This is a genomic window from Sphingomonas crocodyli, assembly GCF_004005865.1.
Classification (GTDB): Bacteria; Pseudomonadota; Alphaproteobacteria; order Sphingomonadales; family Sphingomonadaceae; genus Rhizorhabdus; species Rhizorhabdus crocodyli.
The window spans coordinates 2,581,999-2,598,988 of sequence record NZ_SACN01000001.1; the positions used below are offsets into that span (position 1 = coordinate 2,581,999).

The 16,990-nt window shown below is 66.3% G+C and carries 17 protein-coding genes and 1 tRNA gene; 7 read left to right on the forward strand and 11 right to left on the reverse strand.

Translation table 11 applies throughout. The features are described 5' to 3' along the window. Nucleotides 1-26: 26 nt before the first annotated feature. Entirely contained in the window at nucleotides 27-3,182 is a 3,156-nt protein-coding gene (locus EOD43_RS12350) for an intermembrane phospholipid transport YdbH family protein (RefSeq protein WP_164857220.1), read from the reverse strand. Between the two features lie 108 nt (nucleotides 3,183-3,290). Here EOD43_RS12350 and radC point away from each other — a divergent pair, with 108 nt between their 5' ends. Continuing rightward, nucleotides 3,291-3,980, forward strand: a complete 690-nt coding sequence (gene radC / locus EOD43_RS12355; protein WP_127744158.1) for a RadC family protein — start codon at nucleotides 3,291-3,293, stop codon at nucleotides 3,978-3,980. Nucleotides 3,981-4,160: 180 nt separating this feature from the next. On the opposite strand, the gene EOD43_RS12360 is transcribed toward radC, so the two are convergent. The 4 genes from EOD43_RS12360 to EOD43_RS12375 form a co-directional block, all read right to left on the reverse strand. Next, a complete protein-coding gene (locus tag EOD43_RS12360; protein ID WP_127744159.1) occupies nucleotides 4,161-4,919 on the reverse strand; it encodes a hypothetical protein in 759 nt (252 codons plus the stop codon). 187 nt (nucleotides 4,920-5,106) lie between these two features. Beyond that, entirely contained in the window at nucleotides 5,107-6,768 is a 1,662-nt protein-coding gene (gene recN / locus EOD43_RS12365) for a DNA repair protein RecN (protein ID WP_127744160.1), read from the reverse strand. Nucleotides 6,769-7,015: 247 nt separating this feature from the next. Continuing rightward, nucleotides 7,016-7,303: a GIY-YIG nuclease family protein gene (locus tag EOD43_RS12370; RefSeq protein ID WP_127744161.1), complete on the reverse strand. Its 288-nt coding sequence runs from the start codon at nucleotides 7,301-7,303 to the stop codon at nucleotides 7,016-7,018. Between the two features lie 240 nt (nucleotides 7,304-7,543). Next, on the reverse strand, nucleotides 7,544-8,323 hold the full coding sequence (locus EOD43_RS12375; RefSeq protein WP_127744162.1) for an outer membrane protein assembly factor BamD: 780 nt from the start codon (nucleotides 8,321-8,323) through the stop codon (nucleotides 7,544-7,546). Nucleotides 8,324-8,369: 46 nt separating this feature from the next. Here EOD43_RS12375 and EOD43_RS12380 point away from each other — a divergent pair, with 46 nt between their 5' ends. Beyond that, nucleotides 8,370-9,536 carry a glycosyltransferase gene (locus EOD43_RS12380; RefSeq protein ID WP_127744163.1) on the forward strand — a complete coding sequence of 389 codons (1,167 nt, stop codon included), beginning with the start codon at nucleotides 8,370-8,372 and terminating at the stop codon, nucleotides 9,534-9,536. Between the two features lie 87 nt (nucleotides 9,537-9,623). Here the strand turns inward: EOD43_RS12380 and EOD43_RS12385 are convergent, their stop codons facing one another. The 5 genes from EOD43_RS12385 to yajC are packed head-to-tail and all read right to left on the reverse strand — an operon-like array spanning nucleotide 9,624 to nucleotide 13,848. Beyond that, nucleotides 9,624-10,517 (reverse strand): DMT family transporter, encoded by an 894-nt coding sequence (locus EOD43_RS12385; RefSeq protein ID WP_127744164.1) that lies wholly within the window; start codon nucleotides 10,515-10,517, stop codon nucleotides 9,624-9,626. 20 nt (nucleotides 10,518-10,537) lie between these two features. Then, nucleotides 10,538-10,906, reverse strand: a complete 369-nt coding sequence (locus tag EOD43_RS12390) for an MTH938/NDUFAF3 family protein (protein WP_127744165.1) — start codon at nucleotides 10,904-10,906, stop codon at nucleotides 10,538-10,540. 16 nt (nucleotides 10,907-10,922) lie between these two features. Then, on the reverse strand, nucleotides 10,923-11,888 hold the full coding sequence (gene secF / locus EOD43_RS12395) for a protein translocase subunit SecF (protein ID WP_127744166.1): 966 nt from the start codon (nucleotides 11,886-11,888) through the stop codon (nucleotides 10,923-10,925). A 12-nt stretch (nucleotides 11,889-11,900) separates the two neighbouring features. Then, entirely contained in the window at nucleotides 11,901-13,502 is a 1,602-nt protein-coding gene (secD, locus tag EOD43_RS12400) for a protein translocase subunit SecD (RefSeq protein WP_127744167.1), read from the reverse strand. A gap of 7 nt (nucleotides 13,503-13,509) precedes the next feature. Continuing rightward, nucleotides 13,510-13,848 carry a preprotein translocase subunit YajC gene (yajC, locus tag EOD43_RS12405; RefSeq protein WP_127744168.1) on the reverse strand — a complete coding sequence of 113 codons (339 nt, stop codon included), beginning with the start codon at nucleotides 13,846-13,848 and terminating at the stop codon, nucleotides 13,510-13,512. A 140-nt stretch (nucleotides 13,849-13,988) separates the two neighbouring features. On the opposite strand from yajC, the gene EOD43_RS12410 reads away from it, so the two are divergent. Beyond that, a tRNA-Pro gene (locus EOD43_RS12410) sits at nucleotides 13,989-14,065 on the forward strand. Nucleotides 14,066-14,336: 271 nt separating this feature from the next. Beyond that, nucleotides 14,337-15,017 carry a cistern family PEP-CTERM protein gene (locus EOD43_RS12415; protein WP_127744169.1) on the forward strand — a complete coding sequence of 227 codons (681 nt, stop codon included), beginning with the start codon at nucleotides 14,337-14,339 and terminating at the stop codon, nucleotides 15,015-15,017. Here the strand turns inward: EOD43_RS12415 and EOD43_RS12420 are convergent. Then, entirely contained in the window at nucleotides 14,988-15,347 is a 360-nt protein-coding gene (locus tag EOD43_RS12420) for an EF-hand domain-containing protein (RefSeq protein ID WP_127744170.1), read from the reverse strand. The two genes, EOD43_RS12415 and EOD43_RS12420, sit on opposite strands and share 30 nt — an antisense overlap. A gap of 124 nt (nucleotides 15,348-15,471) precedes the next feature. Between EOD43_RS12420 and EOD43_RS12425 the strand changes: the two genes are divergently transcribed. The 3 genes from EOD43_RS12425 (at nucleotide 15,472) to hslV (ending at nucleotide 16,953) form a co-directional block, all read left to right on the forward strand. Beyond that, nucleotides 15,472-15,687, forward strand: a complete 216-nt coding sequence (locus EOD43_RS12425) for a hypothetical protein (RefSeq protein ID WP_127744171.1) — start codon at nucleotides 15,472-15,474, stop codon at nucleotides 15,685-15,687. Between the two features lie 206 nt (nucleotides 15,688-15,893). Beyond that, on the forward strand, nucleotides 15,894-16,226 hold the full coding sequence (locus EOD43_RS12430; RefSeq protein ID WP_127744731.1) for a DMT family protein: 333 nt from the start codon (nucleotides 15,894-15,896) through the stop codon (nucleotides 16,224-16,226). A gap of 175 nt (nucleotides 16,227-16,401) precedes the next feature. Then, on the forward strand, nucleotides 16,402-16,953 hold the full coding sequence (gene hslV / locus EOD43_RS12440; protein ID WP_127744172.1) for an ATP-dependent protease subunit HslV: 552 nt from the start codon (nucleotides 16,402-16,404) through the stop codon (nucleotides 16,951-16,953). Nucleotides 16,954-16,990: the final 37 nt, after the last annotated feature.

The following is a 16,990-nucleotide window of genomic DNA, read 5'->3' on the forward strand; positions in this document are numbered from 1 at the left end:
GATGTCGTTCATCGCACGACCTCGCTTTACTGGGGCTGAATGGGGGCCGGAGCGGAAGCCACGGGCTTGTCCGGCAACGGATTGGGGGGCGGCGGCGCTTCCGGCCGAATCTCGACATTGCGCAGCGCCGACGCCGGATCGACGAAGGTCTGCGCCGAATTGACGAGGCCGCGGAATGGCGCGGTGATCGTGATGTTGAAACGGAAGGGCAGCCGCGTGATCGGCGCGATGAAGCGGGCAAGCAGACCTTTCGGCTTTTCCGCCTTCTTCTCCAGATTCTGCGTGCCGTCGAAACGGACCTTGCTGACCACCTCGCCATCCAGCGAGCCATTCAGGTCGATCGCAAGCCGGTTGTAGCGCATCGATTTGAGCGCATCGAACGCGATCCGCGCCATCGGGCCGAGCGCCGCATTGGTGACGTCGCCGACGTAAGAGAGCGTGCCGCCTTCGGGCCGCACCTTCAGCTCGCCGCCTTCGATCCGGCCGCCTTCGTTGCTGAAGACGATCGGCAGCACACCGTCGAACTTGCCGGTGACGTCGAGATTCTTGAACTCAAGCTGCTGCAGGAACACGCCCGCATCGAGCCCGTCGATCCGGAACAGCATCCGCCGCTCGACCGGGCGGCCGAAGTCCATCTCGGTCGGCTCGAGCGTGAGCGTGCCGCCCGCAAACGGCCAGTGACCGTCCTCGATCGTGACCACCTGCCCCGCGTCGAGATGATAGCGGATCACGCCGTCATTCACCGCGATGCCCGGATTGATCTCCGCGATCCGAACCTCCTGCCCCGGCGCCGTGATCATCGCGAGCAGATCGGTGAAATGGATCGTGCCGCTCAGCCCGGTGACGGGGCCGAAGGCGGCGGCGAAATTCATGCTCTCGGTCTTGAACACGCCCGAACTGGTGACGTTGCCGCCCGCCCACACGATGCGCCCCTGCCCCGCAATCTCGCCTTCGACATTGGCGATGATGCCGACGGTCAGCGGCGTGATCCGTTCGGGCTGGAACCCCTTGCCGAAGCGCAGGCCGCCGACGTCGAGATTCGCGTCGCCGCGCCCGCTCTGCAGCGAATGGCGGATCTCGACATGTGCGACCGACTTGCCCGTCGCCGGCTCGGCCAGCGTGCCGTCCGCCGTGATATAGCCGCCGTGGAGCGTGAGCTTCGCGTCGGGCATGCGCAGCGTGTGGAAGCGCGGCGAGGCGGTCTGCGCATCGTCGATCGCCAGCGCGCCCTTCAGGTCGAGGATGCCGCCGCGCAGCGTCCAGTCGCCCGCAGCACCGCTCAACAATAGCGGCACCACGCCGATCTGTCCGCTGGTGCCCGCGAAAGTGCCGCCGATCCCCTGATTGTCGATCCGGCCCGCGATTGTCTCCGCATCGAGCCGCGTTGGCGATTCGCCCGTGCCCAAACGCACCCGCAGGGCATCGAGCGCGAAGCCGGGCTTGCCGACCGAAACCGACAGGCGGCGCGCCTCCATCGCCAGCGGCTGATCGCCGATCGCGCCGCGCAGACGGGGCGCCGTGATCGCAGCGCCGCCATAAAGCGCCCCGCCCGCCGTTCGACCGACCATCGCGCCGCCGACCGGGCAGACCGGCAGGCGCGATTTGCCGATTCGCGTCCCCGCCGCCTCCAACAGGGTGAAGCCGAGCGTCGCGCACTCCCGGTTGACGGTGAAGCCGCCGCGCCGATCGATCGCGACGTTGATCGGCACGTCGAGCCCCTGGATCCGCCCGTCGGCCAGCGGACCATCGAGATGCGCGCGCGTCGAAATCGCGGTGCCGCCGCCGCGCGCGGGGCCGAAGCTGACCGGATCGAAGGCCGCGCGGGCATTGTCGGCGCGATAGGGCGCGATCGTCGCCGATCCGCCGACGGGGCCGCCCGGCACCGCCTGACGCAGGCTGGCGCGCACATCGGGCAGGCCGCCGCCTCCCAATTCGATACTGGCGTTCACCGATGCGCCCGATCCCCCGGAGCGCCAGCCCAGCCCCTCCGCCCGTTCGGCACGGACGAGCAGGCGCGCGCCGCTTTCGGCATCGGCATCGAGCCGGTCGATCCGCGCCTCCACACCGCGCGAATCGGCGTTCACCGACAGGCTGGCGCGCGCGTCCACGCCGCGCGCCGCCGCCGCGACCGCCCTGCCCCATGCCTGGGCAACGGGGCCGATCGGCGTCGAATCGGTCGATGCGAGCATCGCGCGGACCTGATCGATCCGGCCTCCATCGACACTCGCCTCGGTCAGCGCGACTTCGCCCGTCAGCGACGCTCTGCTGCTGCCGATGGCATAGCGATAATCGCCTTCGAAGCCGGCCCGCGCCGCGCTGAACCCGGCCGCGGTCGCGCCATCAGCGAAGAGGGTGCCGCCGCCGCGCACCTCCTTCATCGTCGCGTCGATCGTGATGCGTCCGCCAATCCGCGCCGCCCGTGCGTCGCCGGCCGCAACCGCCCCGCGCTGCACCACCGCCGCACCGCGCCAGCGCGCGAGATCCGCATCGCCGGTGATGTCGAAATCGATCAACGGCGCGGTCAGCCGCCCCTGCGCACCGCAGTCGATTCGCGTCGCGGATAGCGGCCCGTCGATTCGCGGCTTGCCGTTCGTCACCGCGATCCGCAGCTTCGCCTGAGCGCCGTCGACCGCGCAACCGCCCGCGGCGAGCTTGTTCGAGGCCAGTTGCGCAATGCCCTTGAACCCGTCCTTCAGCCCGCCGCCGCCCGTCAGCCGCAGGCCGAGCGCGCCCGCCGGCGTATCGAGATCGAAGCGCATGTCGCGCGCGGCAAGTGCGATATCGGGCAACGCAAAAGGCTCGTCGCTGGCCGTCGTCGGCAGCAGCCGATCGATAGCGCCCAGCGACAATTTGCCGCCGACGATCCGCCCCTTCAGCCGCACGCCGGCCGCATCGACCGCGCGGACATACGGACCCGTCAGCCCCATGCCGATCGCGATCTCGGCCCAGTCGGCGACGAGATCGGGGTTCTTCGGATCGCCGATGCGGATATTTTCGATCCGCTGGGTGCGGAAGCCGATCTGCGTGATGCGATAGCTGGCGGGCACGTTCTTCGCCCTGAGCGCATCGTCGATATAGCTTTGCGCGATCGGCATACGCTCGATCCACAGCCAGCCCAGTGCGGCGGCGATCACCGCGCCGCTCGCCCCGCCAACAATTATCAATCTGGAGGGGCGTGCCATCGGCGGGATTCTTAGCGTCTCTTTTCGGGAAGGGAACGGCACCTATCATCAACGACGCGACAGGCGGATCGGTTGCGGAGCCGAACCGATACGCTAGGCTGCGCGACGATGAGCGATGCACCCGATCCCGGCACCGACGCCAGCGGCCACCGCGCCCGCCTGCGCAAGCGGCTGTTCGAAGGTGGCCCCGAGGCTTTGCTCGATCATGAGCTGGTCGAATATCTGCTCATGCTCACCATTCGACGCATCGACACCAAGCCCATAGCGCGCAGACTGCTCGCGGAATTTGGTGGCCTCGGCAGATTGTTGTCAGCCGATGTCGAATCCTTGAATCGCGCCGGCGTGTCTGAAGCTGCCATAGCAGCAATCAAGATCGCCGAAGCTTCCGCGCTGCGCCTACTCCGCACGCAAATCACTGATCGTCCTCTACTGTCGAGCTGGCAGGCGCTGACCGATTATCTCCATGCCGACATGGCGCATCGCGCGGTCGAGCGGGTGCGCGTGCTGCACCTCAATTCGAAGAATATGCTGATCCGCGACGAGCTGGTGTCCGAAGGATCAGTCGATCAGGCGGCGGTGCATGTGCGCGAGGTGATCAAACGCGCGCTCGAACTCAGTTCCTCCGCGCTGATCCTCGTCCACAACCACCCGTCGGGCGATCCGCAGCCGAGCCGGCAGGATATCGCGCTGACCAAGGAGATCGCGCAGGCGGGCAAGCCGCTGGGCATCATTGTCCACGATCACATCATCGTCGGCACGTCCGGCCAGACGAGTCTGCGGGCGCAGGGACTGATCTAGCTCCCCCTTCGTCATTGCGAGCGTAGCGAAGCAATCCAGGCCCGCATGAGAGAGGCTCGCGACCCAACTCCATTGCGGGCCTGGATTGCTTCGTCGCCTGCGGCTTCTCGCAATGACGAGGAAAGGAAAGAGGCGGCCCCGAGCGGGACCGCCTCTCCTCTCGCGTGAGAGCCTGGGAACTTAGGCCGACAGGAATGCGGCGAGTTCGTTCGGCGAGATCGCCTTGTCCTTGTCGGTATCGGCCTTGGCGAAGTCGCCCGCGGTCGCGTTCAGCACCTTGATCGCGGGGAGATCGGCCTTCTTGCTGGCCTTGGTCTTGTCGACCTCGGCAGTCTGATCCTGGCCCTTCGACGCCATGATCCAGTTGCCGAATTCGAGCGCGGTCAGCTTGCCCTTGTTGCCGGCGTCATATTTCGCCCACTCGGCATTGACCTTGGCCGCAGCGTCCGCGTTGACCGGGGTCGGCGTGCCGGCGGCGGCATCGGCCGTCGCGGTCGGCGCAGCCGCAGGGGCGGGAGTAGGCGCCGGAGCCGCACTGGCGGTCGCGGCCGGGGCGGCATCTGTCGGAGCGGCTGCAGCAGGCGCGGGCGCGGCATTGGCCGTGGCGGTCGCATCAGCAGCAGGAGCAGCCGGGGCCGGTGCAGCATTGGCGGTGGCGGTGGTCTCCGCAGCCGGGGCCGCAGCGGCGGGCGCGGGTGCCGCGCTGGCGGTTGCGGCGGCATCGGAGGCAGGTGCGGTCGTCTGCGGCGTGGGCGTCGCTGCGGCCGTGGTAGTCGCTGGGGTTTCCGTCGTCGGGGCGGCGGCCGGAGCCGGGGTTTCGGCCGGGGCCGGCGTCGTCATTTCGGGCGCGGGCACGGCGGCCGGGGCGGCCTCCTGCGCGACGGCGGCGCCCGAAAGGGCCAGCAGGGCGGCACCGCCCAGAAGCATGATCTTGGTCATCTGTCTCTCCTTCGGCCGGGGTCAGATGCGTTTCGAGGCCTGACCCGCGAGGGGTTTGAATATCGTTGCGTCGCCGACCAAATGGCCGGAACTGTCGATCAAACCGATGACCTTGTATGAAGTTGCGATTCCGGCGGCGTAACAATGCGAACCGAAGGATTATAGCGACCAGCCGAGCCGAACGACTTCAGACGACTTCGAGCAATCTTGCCGCCTGCGCGCGCGCTTCTTGGGTGATTTCAGCGCCCGAAAGCATGCGGGCGATCTCTTCGCGCCGTTCGTCCGAATCGAGCGGGCGGACGCCGGTGCGGGTGACGAGGCCGTCGTGGCTCTTGGCAATCAACCAATGACTGTCCCCGCGCGCCGCGACCTGCGGACTGTGCGTGACGACAAGGAGTTGCGCTTTCTTGGCGAGGCGCGACAGACGCTCGCCGATCGCGCTGGCGACCGCGCCGCCGACGCCGCGATCGATCTCGTCGAAGATCATCGTCGCCGCCCCCCCCTCTTCGGCGAGCGCGACCTTGAGCGCGAGGATGAAGCGCGAGAGTTCGCCGCCGCTCGCGATCTTCATCAGCGACGCGAAGGGCGCGCCGGGATTGGTGGAGATTTCGAACTCGACCCGATCGCGGCCGGCGGCGCTCCACCCGCCCTCGTCCTGCGCGTCGACGACGGTCTTGAACCGCGCGGCATCGAGCTTGAGAGGCGTGAGTTCGCCCGCGACCGCCGCATCGAGCCGGGCGGCGGCGGCGGTGCGCGCAGTAGTGAGCGCCTCTGCGGCGGCGGCATAGGTCGCGCGGGCGGCGGCGGCCTGTTTTTCGAGCGCGGCGATGCCGCCCTCCCCTGCCTCGATCCGGTTGAGGCGGGCAGACAATTCGTCGCGCAGCGCGGCGAGGCCGTCGGGTTCAACGCGATGCTTGCGGGCGAGAGCGCGCAGATCGAACAGCCGCGCTTCGACCGTTTCGAGCCGTGCGGGATCGAATGACAGCGCGTTGCCGGCGGCGGCAAGACGATCCTCCGCCTCCCCCGCCTCGATGATCGCGCGATCGAGCGCGGCGAGCGCGTCGGCGAGCAAGGGATGTTCGGCACCGATCCGATCGAGCCGGCGCGCGGCCTGCCGCAACTGGGCGAAGGCGCCTTCGGAGCCGTCGAGATGCGCACCGACAGCGGTCAGATCCTCGGCGAGCTTCGCGCCCTTCTGCATGTCCGATCGTTCGCCGGCCAGGGTCGCTTCCTCGCCCGGTTCGGGGGCGAAGGCGTCGAGTTCGGCGACGGCATGATCGAGCCATTCGCGATCGCGCGCGGCGGCATCCAGATCCTCGCGCGCCGTGACGAGCGCGGTCTGTGCGTCGCGCCAGGTGCGGAAGGCATCAGCCGCGGGGCGGGTGTCGATGCGGCCGAAGGCGTCGAGCAGGGCGCGGTGACCGCGCGGGTTGAGCAGGCCGCGATCGTCATGCTGGCCGTGAATCTCGATCAGCATCGCACCCAGTTCGCGCAAGGTGGCGGCGGGCGCGGGCTGTCCGTTGATCGCGGCGCGGCTGCCGCCATCGGCTTTGACGATGCGGCGGATGACGAGCGGTTCGCCGGGTTCGCCATCCAGCCCGTTTTCGGCGAGCAAAATGTGGGCGGGATGATCGGCGGGGAGATCGAAACTAGCGGTCACGACCGCCTGATCGGCGCCGTTGCGGACCAGCCCGCTATCGGCGCGCACGCCCAATGCGAGCCCGAGCGCGTCGAGCAGGATCGATTTGCCCGCGCCCGTCTCCCCCGTCAGCGTGCCGAGGCCCGGGCCGAATTCGAGATCGAGCGCCTCGATCAGGACGACATCACGAATGGCCAGAGCGGTCAGCATCGCGCCCTGCTTAACGGGAGATGCGGCGGGGTGCGAGGGGGCTTCGTATTCAGTGGGGAGGCGAAGGCCACAATGGTCGTGGCTTTTGTGGCTTTCGGAATTTGGGGCGTTCGATGCCCATTTTTCTCCAGTGCGGGCCTGGATTGCTTCGTCGCCTGCGGCTCCTCGCAATGACGAGGTAATGGAGACGACTTCATTCCTCCCACTCGTCATTGCGAGCGTAGCGAAGCAATCCAGTTGCGACGCTTCAGACGAGAGACGGGAAGAGGTCATCCCAGACCGGGTTCGTGGATTCGATCAGGCGAAGTTCGCAAGTACGCGAGCCGCCTTTCAGCTGCCTCTCGCGAGTGATGGCATATTCCATCGTAGCGTGGAGTTCGTACCAGACGAGGCGTTTGCAGTCGTGACGGGTGGTGAAGCCTTCGACGACGCCTTCACGATGCTGCCAGGCGCGTTGCGGGAGGTTGGAGGTGACGCCGGTGTACAAAGTGCCTTGGCGACGGTTGTCCATGATATAGACGGCGGGTTCGATCATGACGGACTCCGAGCTGGAATTCGCCATTAGAACAAACCGAGAACATTGTCAAGCCAGAACTCGTCATTGCGAGGAGCCGCAGGCGACGCGGCAATCCATCTCCTGCGCGGGAGATGGATTGCTTCGCTACGCTCGCAATGACGAGGTATTTGGGGCGAGGTTCGGCGACTCTCGCGGTGGATTGCCGCGTCGCCTGCGGCTCCTCGCAATGACGCGGTGGGGAGAAGGGCGAACGCCCCCTTACGCCGCCCGCTTCTTGCGGAGCAGTTCGTAGGCGTGCTCGTACCACTTCGAGCCCGGATAGTTGGCGCCCAGGACGGCGGCCGCCTTTTCCGCTTCCTGCGGGACGCCGAGGGCCAGGTAGCTTTCCGTCAGGCGCATCAGCGCCTCGGGCGCGTGGCTGGTCGTCTGGTACTTATCGACCACGACGCGGAAGCGCAGGGTGGCGGCGAGCCAGTCGGCGCGGCGCTGATAGAAGCGGCCGACCTCCATCTCCTTGCCCGCAAGGTGATCGTTGATCAGATCGACCTTCACGCGCGCATCGGCCGCGTAACGCGAATCGGGATATCGGCGCATCAGTTCCTGCATCGCGTCGAGCGCCTGCTGGGTCAGCTTCTGGTCGCGCGTCACATCCTGGATCTGTTCGTAATAATCCATCGCGATCAGATAGAGCGCGTAAGGTGCGTCGCGGTTGCCCGGGTGGATCGAGATGAAGCGCTGCGCCGAGCTGATCGAATCCGTATATTCGCGGGCGAGATAATAGCTGAACGCGCTCATCAGCTGCGCACGGCGCGCCCACGGCGAATAGGGATGCTGGCGCTCGACTTCATCGAACAAGGCCGCCGCCAGCTTGTACTGGCGCTTGTCGAGCCGTTCCTTCGCCGCATTGTAGAGCGTGTCCACATCGCGGGCGACATATTTGGTGTCACCCTTGTTCTTCCCCGTGGCGCAACCGGCCAAAGGAGCGATAAGGGCGGCTGCGATCAGAAGGGCGATCGGACGGTGGGCTTTGCGCAACATGCGCGCTGTCTTAGCCGAGCGTTTGGGGAAGTCCAATGGGGGATGGATGCTGAAAGTACTGACGCTTTCGACGCTGTTTCCCGATGCCACCCGGCCGACCTTCGGCGTGTTCGTCGAGCGGCAGACTATGGGGCTGGCGGCGCGCGGGGGCGTGGAGGTGAAAGTGGTCGCGCCGATCGGCCTGCCGCCCGCGCCGATGCGCGATGCGGCCTACAAGGCGCTGGCCGCCCTGCCCGCCCGCGAAAGCTGGAAGGGGCTGGAGGTCTGGCGGCCGCGATTCACCGCGCTGCCGATCGTCGGCGGGGCGATCAATCCGTGGGTTATGGCCCGCGCGATCGCGCCTTTGCTGGCAGAGATTCGGCGCGATTTCGCGTTCGACGTGATCGATGCCGAGTTCTTCTATCCTGACGGGCCGGCGGCGGTGGCGCTGGGGCGGCGTTTCGGCGTGCCGGTGTCGATCAAGGCGCGCGGGGCGGACATTTCCTATTGGGGGCATCGGCGCGGCTGCGGCGGGCAGGTGCTGGCGGCGGGGCGTGCGGCAGGCGGGATGCTGGCGGTGTCGGGCGCGCTGCGCGACGAGATGATCGCGCTGGGGATGCCGGGGGACCGGATCCGGGTGCATCATACGGGGGTCGATCAGAGTGCGTTCCGGCCGGTGGATCGTGCGGCGGCGAAGGCGGCGCTGGGCGTGTCCGGCCCGTTCGTGGTGACGATCGGCCACCTGATCCCGCGCAAGGCGCAGAGCCTGACGATCGCGGCGATGGCGCAGGTGCCGGGCGCGACCTGCTGGATCGTGGGGCAAGGGCCGGACGAGGCGAAGCTGCGCGCCGAGATTGCGGCGCTGGGGCTGGAGGGACGCGTCCATCTGGTCGGGCCGAAGCCGCATGAGGCTTTGCCTGGCATTTTGGCGGCGGCGGACGTGATGGCCCTGCCCTCCGCGTCTGAGGGCCTGGCGAACGTGTGGGTCGAGGCGCTGGCGTGCGGGACGCCGATCGTCGTGGGCGATATCGGCGGTGCGGACGAAGTGGTCGATCGGGCGGCGGCGGGCCGGATCGTGGCGCGCGGGCCCGATGCGGTGGCGGCGGCGATCCGCGCGCTGATCGCAGAGCCACCGGCGCAGGCGGACGTGGCGGAGGCGGCGCGGCGTTTTACGTGGGAGCGCAATGGCGAGGCGCTGGAGGCGCATTTGCGGGGGTTGGTGGCCCTCCCCTAATCCTCGTCATTGCGAGCGAAGCGAAGCAATCCATTCCGAACTGCGGAGTGGATTGCTTCGTCGCCGACGGCTCCTCGCAATGACGAATTAGGTGCGCCGCGCGCCCAGCAGGGGGATGATGATCCCCGCGAGGATCAGGACCATGCCGGCGAAGTGAAAGCCGTGGAGCGCCTCGCCCAGCAGGATCGCGGCCAGAACGGCGCCGAACAGGGGCTGCAGGCTGATCGTCTGGCCGGCGGCCGCGGGGCCGATTTCGGCGACGGCGCGGTTGAACAGGAAATAGGCGATCACCGAGGGGAAGATCGCGACATAGGTGATCCCGCCCAGCACCGCCGGGGTCAGCCGCACGATTTCCGTCCGCCACTCCACGATCGCGAAGGGCAGCATGCAGATCGCGCCGATCACGAAGGTGAGGATGACGAGGCTGACCGGATCGATCGGCGGGCGTTTGCGCAGCAAGGCAGTGTAGAGCGCCCAGGCGACCACGCCGCCCAGCACCAGCACGTCGCCGCGCCCGAAGCTGAGCGCCAGCAGCGCGGCCAGATCGGCGCGGATGATGATCAGCATTACGCCCGCCGCCGCCAGCGTCACCCCGACGATCTGGGCAAGGCGCGGGCGCACGCGGAACAACATCAGATCGAACAGCAGCACCAGTGCCGGGATCGCCGCCTGTATCAGCAATGCATTGGTGGCGGTGGTGTAGCGCAGGCCCGAATAGAGAAAGGCGTTGAACGAGGCGACGCCGATCGTGCCCAGCAGCAAGATCGGCCGCCAGTGACGCCGCGCCGCCGGCCAGTCCGCCACCAGACGGCGATGGCCGATCGCGAGCAGGATTAGGCAGGCCCCGGTCCAGCGGCAGAACGCCAGCGTGAAGGGCGGGATATCGGCGTGGATCGCGCGCGCGACGATCGAATTGCCCGCCCAGAGCAGGGTGACGAGCACCAGCATCGCATAGGTGCGCAGCGGAGAGGTCTGTTCCATCACGGCCGGGCGAAGGCCCGTCAGAGCCCCATCAACGCAGCAACGAACCAGCGGCCTTCGGCACGCAGGACATTCCACATGCGCGCAGCGGCGCGGCTGTCCATCACCTCGACACCGATGCCGACCGCATCGATGAATATGGGCGACGGGCGGCGCAGGGTCGGCCCGGTGCCGAGCAGGAGGAATTCGGGGGTCGGATCGCCCGAGAGGACGCCCTGCAGATCATCGACGCTGAGCGTATCGACGCCCGCCGGATTCCAGTCGACCGCGCTGGTCGGGGTCAGCAGCACCCCGCCGGGAACGATGCGATCCTCGATCCGAAACGCCGTCCCCGAAAAGCCGCGGATGATCGGCCCGGTTGAGGGCTGTTCGCGTTCGAAGCTGACCATCTGAAGGTCCGCGCCCTTAGGAGCGCGGCCCCACGCGTTCGGCGCCCGCCGACTTGGACGACGCCTTCTTGTCGAACTTCTGCGGCTCCAGCCCCAGCGAGATCAGCAGCGACGACGACACATAGACCGACGAATAGGTGCCGACGATGATGCCGAGCAGCATGGCGGCGGTGAAGCCGCGCAGCACGTGCCCGCCGAAGATCAGCAGCGCGCCGAGCGCCAGCATGATCGTGACCGAGGTCATCACCGTGCGCGGCAGCGTTTCGTTCACCGACAGATCGATGAGCGATTTCATATCCATCTGCCGATATTTGCGCATGTTTTCGCGGATACGATCGTCGATCACCATCTTGTCGTTGATCGAATAGCCGATGATCGTGAGGACGGCGGCGACGATGTTGAGATCGAACTCCATCTGCGTGATCGCGAAGAAGCCGAGCGTCATCAGCACGTCGTGGACGACGGCGACCGCGGTCGACACGCCGAACTGCCATTCGTAGCGGAACCACGAAAAGACGGCCATGCCGAGCACCGCGAGCACCACGGCGAGCAGGCCGTTTTGGATCAGTTCGTCCGAAACCTTGCCCGAGACGGTGTCGTAGCGGGGGAAGGTGACGCCGGGATATTCCTTCTTCAGCGAATCCGAGACTTTGGCGACGACCTTGTTGGTGGCGCCCTCATCACTCGATTCGGGAAGCGGCAGGCGGATCGAAACGCTCTTGGGATCGCCGAACTGCTGCAGCGTGGTCTGCCCAACGCCGAGGCTGTCGACATTCGCACGGACGGCTTCGAGCGGCGGCGGCCCGGTGAATTTCGCCTCGACCATCAGGCCGCCGACGAAGTCGACGCCCAGATTGAGGCCGCGCAGGCCGACCGCGGCGATCGACGCGACCGTGAGCAAAGCCGTCAGGATGAAGGCGATGTGGCGGACCCGGACGAAGCCGATATTGGTGTTGTCGGGGACGAGCTTGAGAAAAGGCATCTGAGCAGCCCCTTACACGTTCAGCGTGGTCGGCCGCGCCTTGCGCAGCCAGAGGGCGACGAGCATCCGCGTGAAGACCACGGCGGTGAACACCGAGGTCGCGATGCCGATCAGCAGCACGATCGCGAAGCCCTTGATCTGGCCCGAGCCGAGCACGAACATGATCAGGCCGACGATCGCGTGGGTCACGTTCGCTTCGAAAATCGTGCGCGACGCTTCCTTATAGCCGAGTTCGACCGCCTGGACCGGGGTGCGGCCACGGCGATATTCCTCACGCATGCGTTCGTTGATCAGCACGTTGGCGTCGACCGCAGCGCCGATCGTCAGCACGAAGCCGGCGATGCCCGGCAGCGTCAGCGTCGCGTTGAGCAGCGCCATCACGCCGACGATCACGAACACGTTAATGATCACCGCGAGGTTCGCGTAGATGCCGAAGCGGCCATAAGCGGCCCACATGAACAGCACGACCGCAAGAACCGCGATCGCCGAGGCGACCGTGCCCGCCTTGATCGAATCGGCGCCCATTTCGGGGCCGACCGTGCGTTCCTCGACCACCTTCAGCGCGACGGGCAGCTTGCCCGAACGCAGCGCGATCGCGAGCTGATTGGCGCTCTCCACGGTGAAGCGGCCCGAAATGCGCGCCTGCCCGCCCAGGATCGGTTCGTTGATGTTCGGCGCGGAAATGACCTTGCCGTCCAACACCATCGCGAACGGCTTGCCGGTATTTTCCTGCGTCACGCGCGCGAACTTGCGGCCGCCTTCGCTGTTGAAGGTGATATTGACGATCGCTTCGTTAGTCTGCTGATCGAAGCCCTGCTGGGCATTGATCAGTTCATCGCCGCTGATCAGCACGCGACGCTTGAGCGCGATGACGGGGGTGCCGCCGGGATTGTCCGGATAGGGCACGATTTCGCTGCCCACCGGCGCACGGCCCGATGCGAGCTGTTCGGGCGAAGCCGATTGATCGACCAGCTTGAATTCGAGCTTCGCGGTCTTGCCCAGCAGCGCCTTGAGCGCGGAGGGATCCTGAAGGCCCGGCACCTGCACGATGATGCGATCCGCGCCCTGGCGGATGATCGTCGGTTCCTTGGTGCCCAGTTCGTCGATGCGCTTACGAACCACCTCGGTCGCGACGTCCATCGCGCTGTTGGTGGCGGCCTTGAGGCCGGAATCGGTGGGCGTCAGCACGATGCGGGTCGAATCGACGACCGCGACGTTCCAGTCGCGCTGCCCGGTCATGCCCGCAGGCTGGGTGAGCGTGCGCAGCCGTTCCACCGCCGCATCGACCTGCGCGCCATCGCGCACGAAGAAGGAGAGACGGCCGCCGGTGGTCGAAATGTCGCCGATCGCGATCTTGGTGTCGCCCCGGCGCATTTCGGCGCGAACCTGCTCCTCCATGCGGGCGACATTGTTCTTCGCCAGATCGACGGTGTCGGCCTCCAGCATCAGATGGCTGCCGCCCGAAAGATCGAGCCCCAGATTGATGCGCGGCATGCCGCCCAGGCCGTAGCGGGCAGCGTCACCTTCGGGGATCAGGCTGGGAATCGCCAGCAGCACGCCGATCGCCAGCGCGATGACGATGCTCAGAACCTTCCAGCGCGGGAAATCGAGCATCGCGCGATCAGTCGTTCGCGGGCTTGGACGAACCCGACGGGGTCACGTCCGACAGGGTCGCGCGGACGATCTTCACGCGCACGTTCGGCGCGATTTCGACCTCGACCTCATTGTCTTCGACCTTGGTCACCTTACCGCGGACGCCGCCGGCGGTGACGACCAGATCGCCCTTCTTCACCGCTTCGATCGTCTTGCGATGATCGGCCGCGCGCTTCTGCTGCGGGCGGATGAGCAGGAAATAGAAGATCACGAAGATGAAGATCAGCGGCGCGAACTGCATGATCATCGCGAGGCCGCTGCCCGAGGGCGCAGCGCCCGTGGCGGCATAAGCGGGGGTCGAAAACATGTTTTTTGCGTCCCGGGATATAAGCGAAAGCCGCAACGCTGCGGCCTCAAAGTGGCGCGCCGCCTATCACGTTCTCAGGGACAGGTGCAACCGGGCGCTTGCCAAGACCGATTCACCCCTCTAGAGGCCGCCACCTTGGTCGGGGCGTGGCGCAGCCTGGTAGCGCACTTGACTGGGGGTCAAGGGGTCGCAGGTTCGAATCCTGTCGCCCCGACCAGCCTTAAATGATCCGAACCCCCAGCGGATCCATCTGACATCCCTCACCCGCTCGTCATTGCGAGCGGAGCGAAGCAATCCAGGCCCGCACTGGAGAGGCTCGCGACCCACTCACATACGGGCCTGGATTGCCGCGTCGCCTACGGCTCCTCGCAATGACGAGGGAGCGGGACGAGCGAGGGGTTGGACGGAATCGACTCCGATCGCGGATTTAAACGAAACATCACAGCGGGTTCGCGTTGCCATCTCCGAAACTGTCGGGGTGTGTTGCGATGCGTGCTTCGTGGGCGATTGCGGTCGGGCTGGCGTTGGCGCCGGTGCCGGGCGAGGCGGCGCTGGTGATCAGCCAGGCGCAGGCGGGAACGAGTTTCGAGGTCGATTTCGGCGGCGCGGTACTGGGGCTGATCAACCAGCCCAATCTGGGCGCGCTGGGCCGCTTCACCTTCGCTGGCGCGAGCAATGCGGGCAAGACGTATAACTTCACCTATGCGCTGACCAACGATTCCACGGTCGCCTCACAAGTGCGATCGTTCGGGCTCGACGTGGTGGGCGCGGCCGTACAGACGGTGACGTCGACCGGCGCGTTTGCGACCAATTACATCAACCCGCTATCCGGGCTGATCGGCAGCGACCTGTGCTTCACGCCGACATCGTTCGGCACGTGCGGGCTTGTCGGCAATAGCAGCGTGACGATGGGGCAGACGGGCACGGGCAGCTTCGCGCTGACCTTCGCCAATGCGATGGAATCGATCGCGCTCGACGATTTCCGGGTGAATTATACCGGGGTGCTGGGCCTTTATGGCGCGACGGGCACCGGCGACATCACATCGGTGGTCGGGCAAGTCTCCGCCGCGCCCGAGCCGACGACGTGGCTGACGATGCTGCTGGGCTTCGCGCTGGTCGGCGCGGCGATGCGGCGAGGGCTACGTCCGGTTCATCCGCGCCGCGCGTGAGGCGAGGAGATCGGCGATCTCGCCCGGCGAGACGCGGCCATTGCCGTCGGCATCGGCCTCCCGAAACTCGTCCGAGGTGCGGTTGAGCAATTCGGTGCGCATCGAGACACGGCGCAGGCCAGGCATGCCCGTTGCGGTCAGCAGATCGGGCGGCTGACGCTTGAGCCACTGCGCAAACTGGAGCGGGGTCATTTCGCCATCCGCCGCCACGCCGCGAATGCGGACCATCGGGCTGGAATCGGCGCGGGCGCTGTGCGCGGGAGGGCGCTTGGCCTTGCGGGCATCGACCGACGCCGAATTGCCCAGCCCCACCACGATGGCGATTAACATCAATAATCCGAAAGCAGCCCGCCCTATCATGGAATCGACAACGCACGATTTTCGCAATCGATCCCAAATCGGATCAATTACATAGGCGTAACTATCGACACCGAAACGATTTTAGACCCAGCCAGTGCATCCACCGAAGGAGCGCGACGGCAGCCAATCGGTTTCGAGCGGCGGCCCGGCGACGATCGGTTCGGGCATCGGGATAGGAGGCGGCGGCGGGGGTGCGATCAGGGCATGGGGCGTCGGCGGCGCGATCATCGTCGGCGTTGCGACCAGCCATGAGGGCGGCGCGACTTTGCGCCTTGTCGCCCAGAACGACCCGTCATCGGCGATCATATGACCGTTCCGATCCTCCACCTACCCTGTCTCCCCCAAGACGAAGGGTGAAGCAGCCTGATTCGACTGCGTCATACTTGTGTAACATCAGGACGAAATCGTTCCCATACGCATTTGGCACCATTTCGGCGCTCTGATCTTCGTCATTGCTTTGGCTTCTACGGCTTCTCGCAATGACGGTGAGAGGCGGCTAGTTTGCGCGCCATGACGATGACCCCGCTCCTCCTCCTTTTATGCTCCAACATCTTCATGACGATCGCCTGGTACGGCCATCTGAAGTTCACTGACGCGCGATTGTGGGTGGTGATCGTCGCGAGTTGGGGGATCGCCTTCATCGAATATTGCTTCGCGGTGCCCGCCAACCGGATCGGCTATCTGCAGGGATGGAGCGCGGGGCAGCTGAAGATCACGCAGGAGATCGTGACGTTGGTCGTGTTCGCATTGTTTGCGCTGCTGGTGCTGAAGGAGCCGATCGGGCTGCGGCACCTGGGGGCGTTTGCGTGCATGGTGGGCGCGGCGGCGTTCATGTTCGCGGGGAAGTGAACCCGTCATCCCGGCGGAGGCCGGGATCTCGGCGAGCATCTAGGGACGAGTTGGCCGCACGAGCCTCCTGAGATCCCGGCCTCCGCCGGGATGACGGCAAGGGAGGATGGCGGGCGCGATTGAACGATCGTTACGCCCTCCCCATATCGCCCTCTGCAAAGCATTCAGGACCGATATGAGCGAACTTCCCAAATGGCATGGCACCACGATCCTCTCGGTGCGCAAGGGCGGCAAGGTTGTCGTCGTGGGCGACGGACAGGTTTCGATGGGCAATACGGTGATGAAGCCCAATGCGCGCAAGGTGCGCAAGCTGGGCGATGGCAGCGTGATCGGCGGCTTCGCGGGTGCGACAGCCGACGCCTTCACCCTGTTCGAACGGCTCGAACGCAAGCTGGAGGCGCATAACGGCCAGCTGCTGCGTGCGGCGGTCGAGCTGGCGAAGGACTGGCGGACCGACAAGTACCTCCGCAACCTTGAGGCGATGATGATCGTCGCCGACAAGGAGGTGACGTTGATCCTAACCGGCAATGGCGACGTGCTGGAGCCGATCGGTGGGGTCGCGTCGATCGGATCGGGCGGCAACTTCGCGCTATCGGCGGCGCGGGCGCTGGTCGAATACGAATCCGATGCAGAGACGCTGGCCCGCAAGGCGATGAAGATCGCTGCCGACCTGTGCGTCTTCACCAACGACAATCTGACGATCGAGACTTTGGATAGCTCGAACTAAACAACCACCGTTCGTGTCGAGCGTAGTCGAGACACGT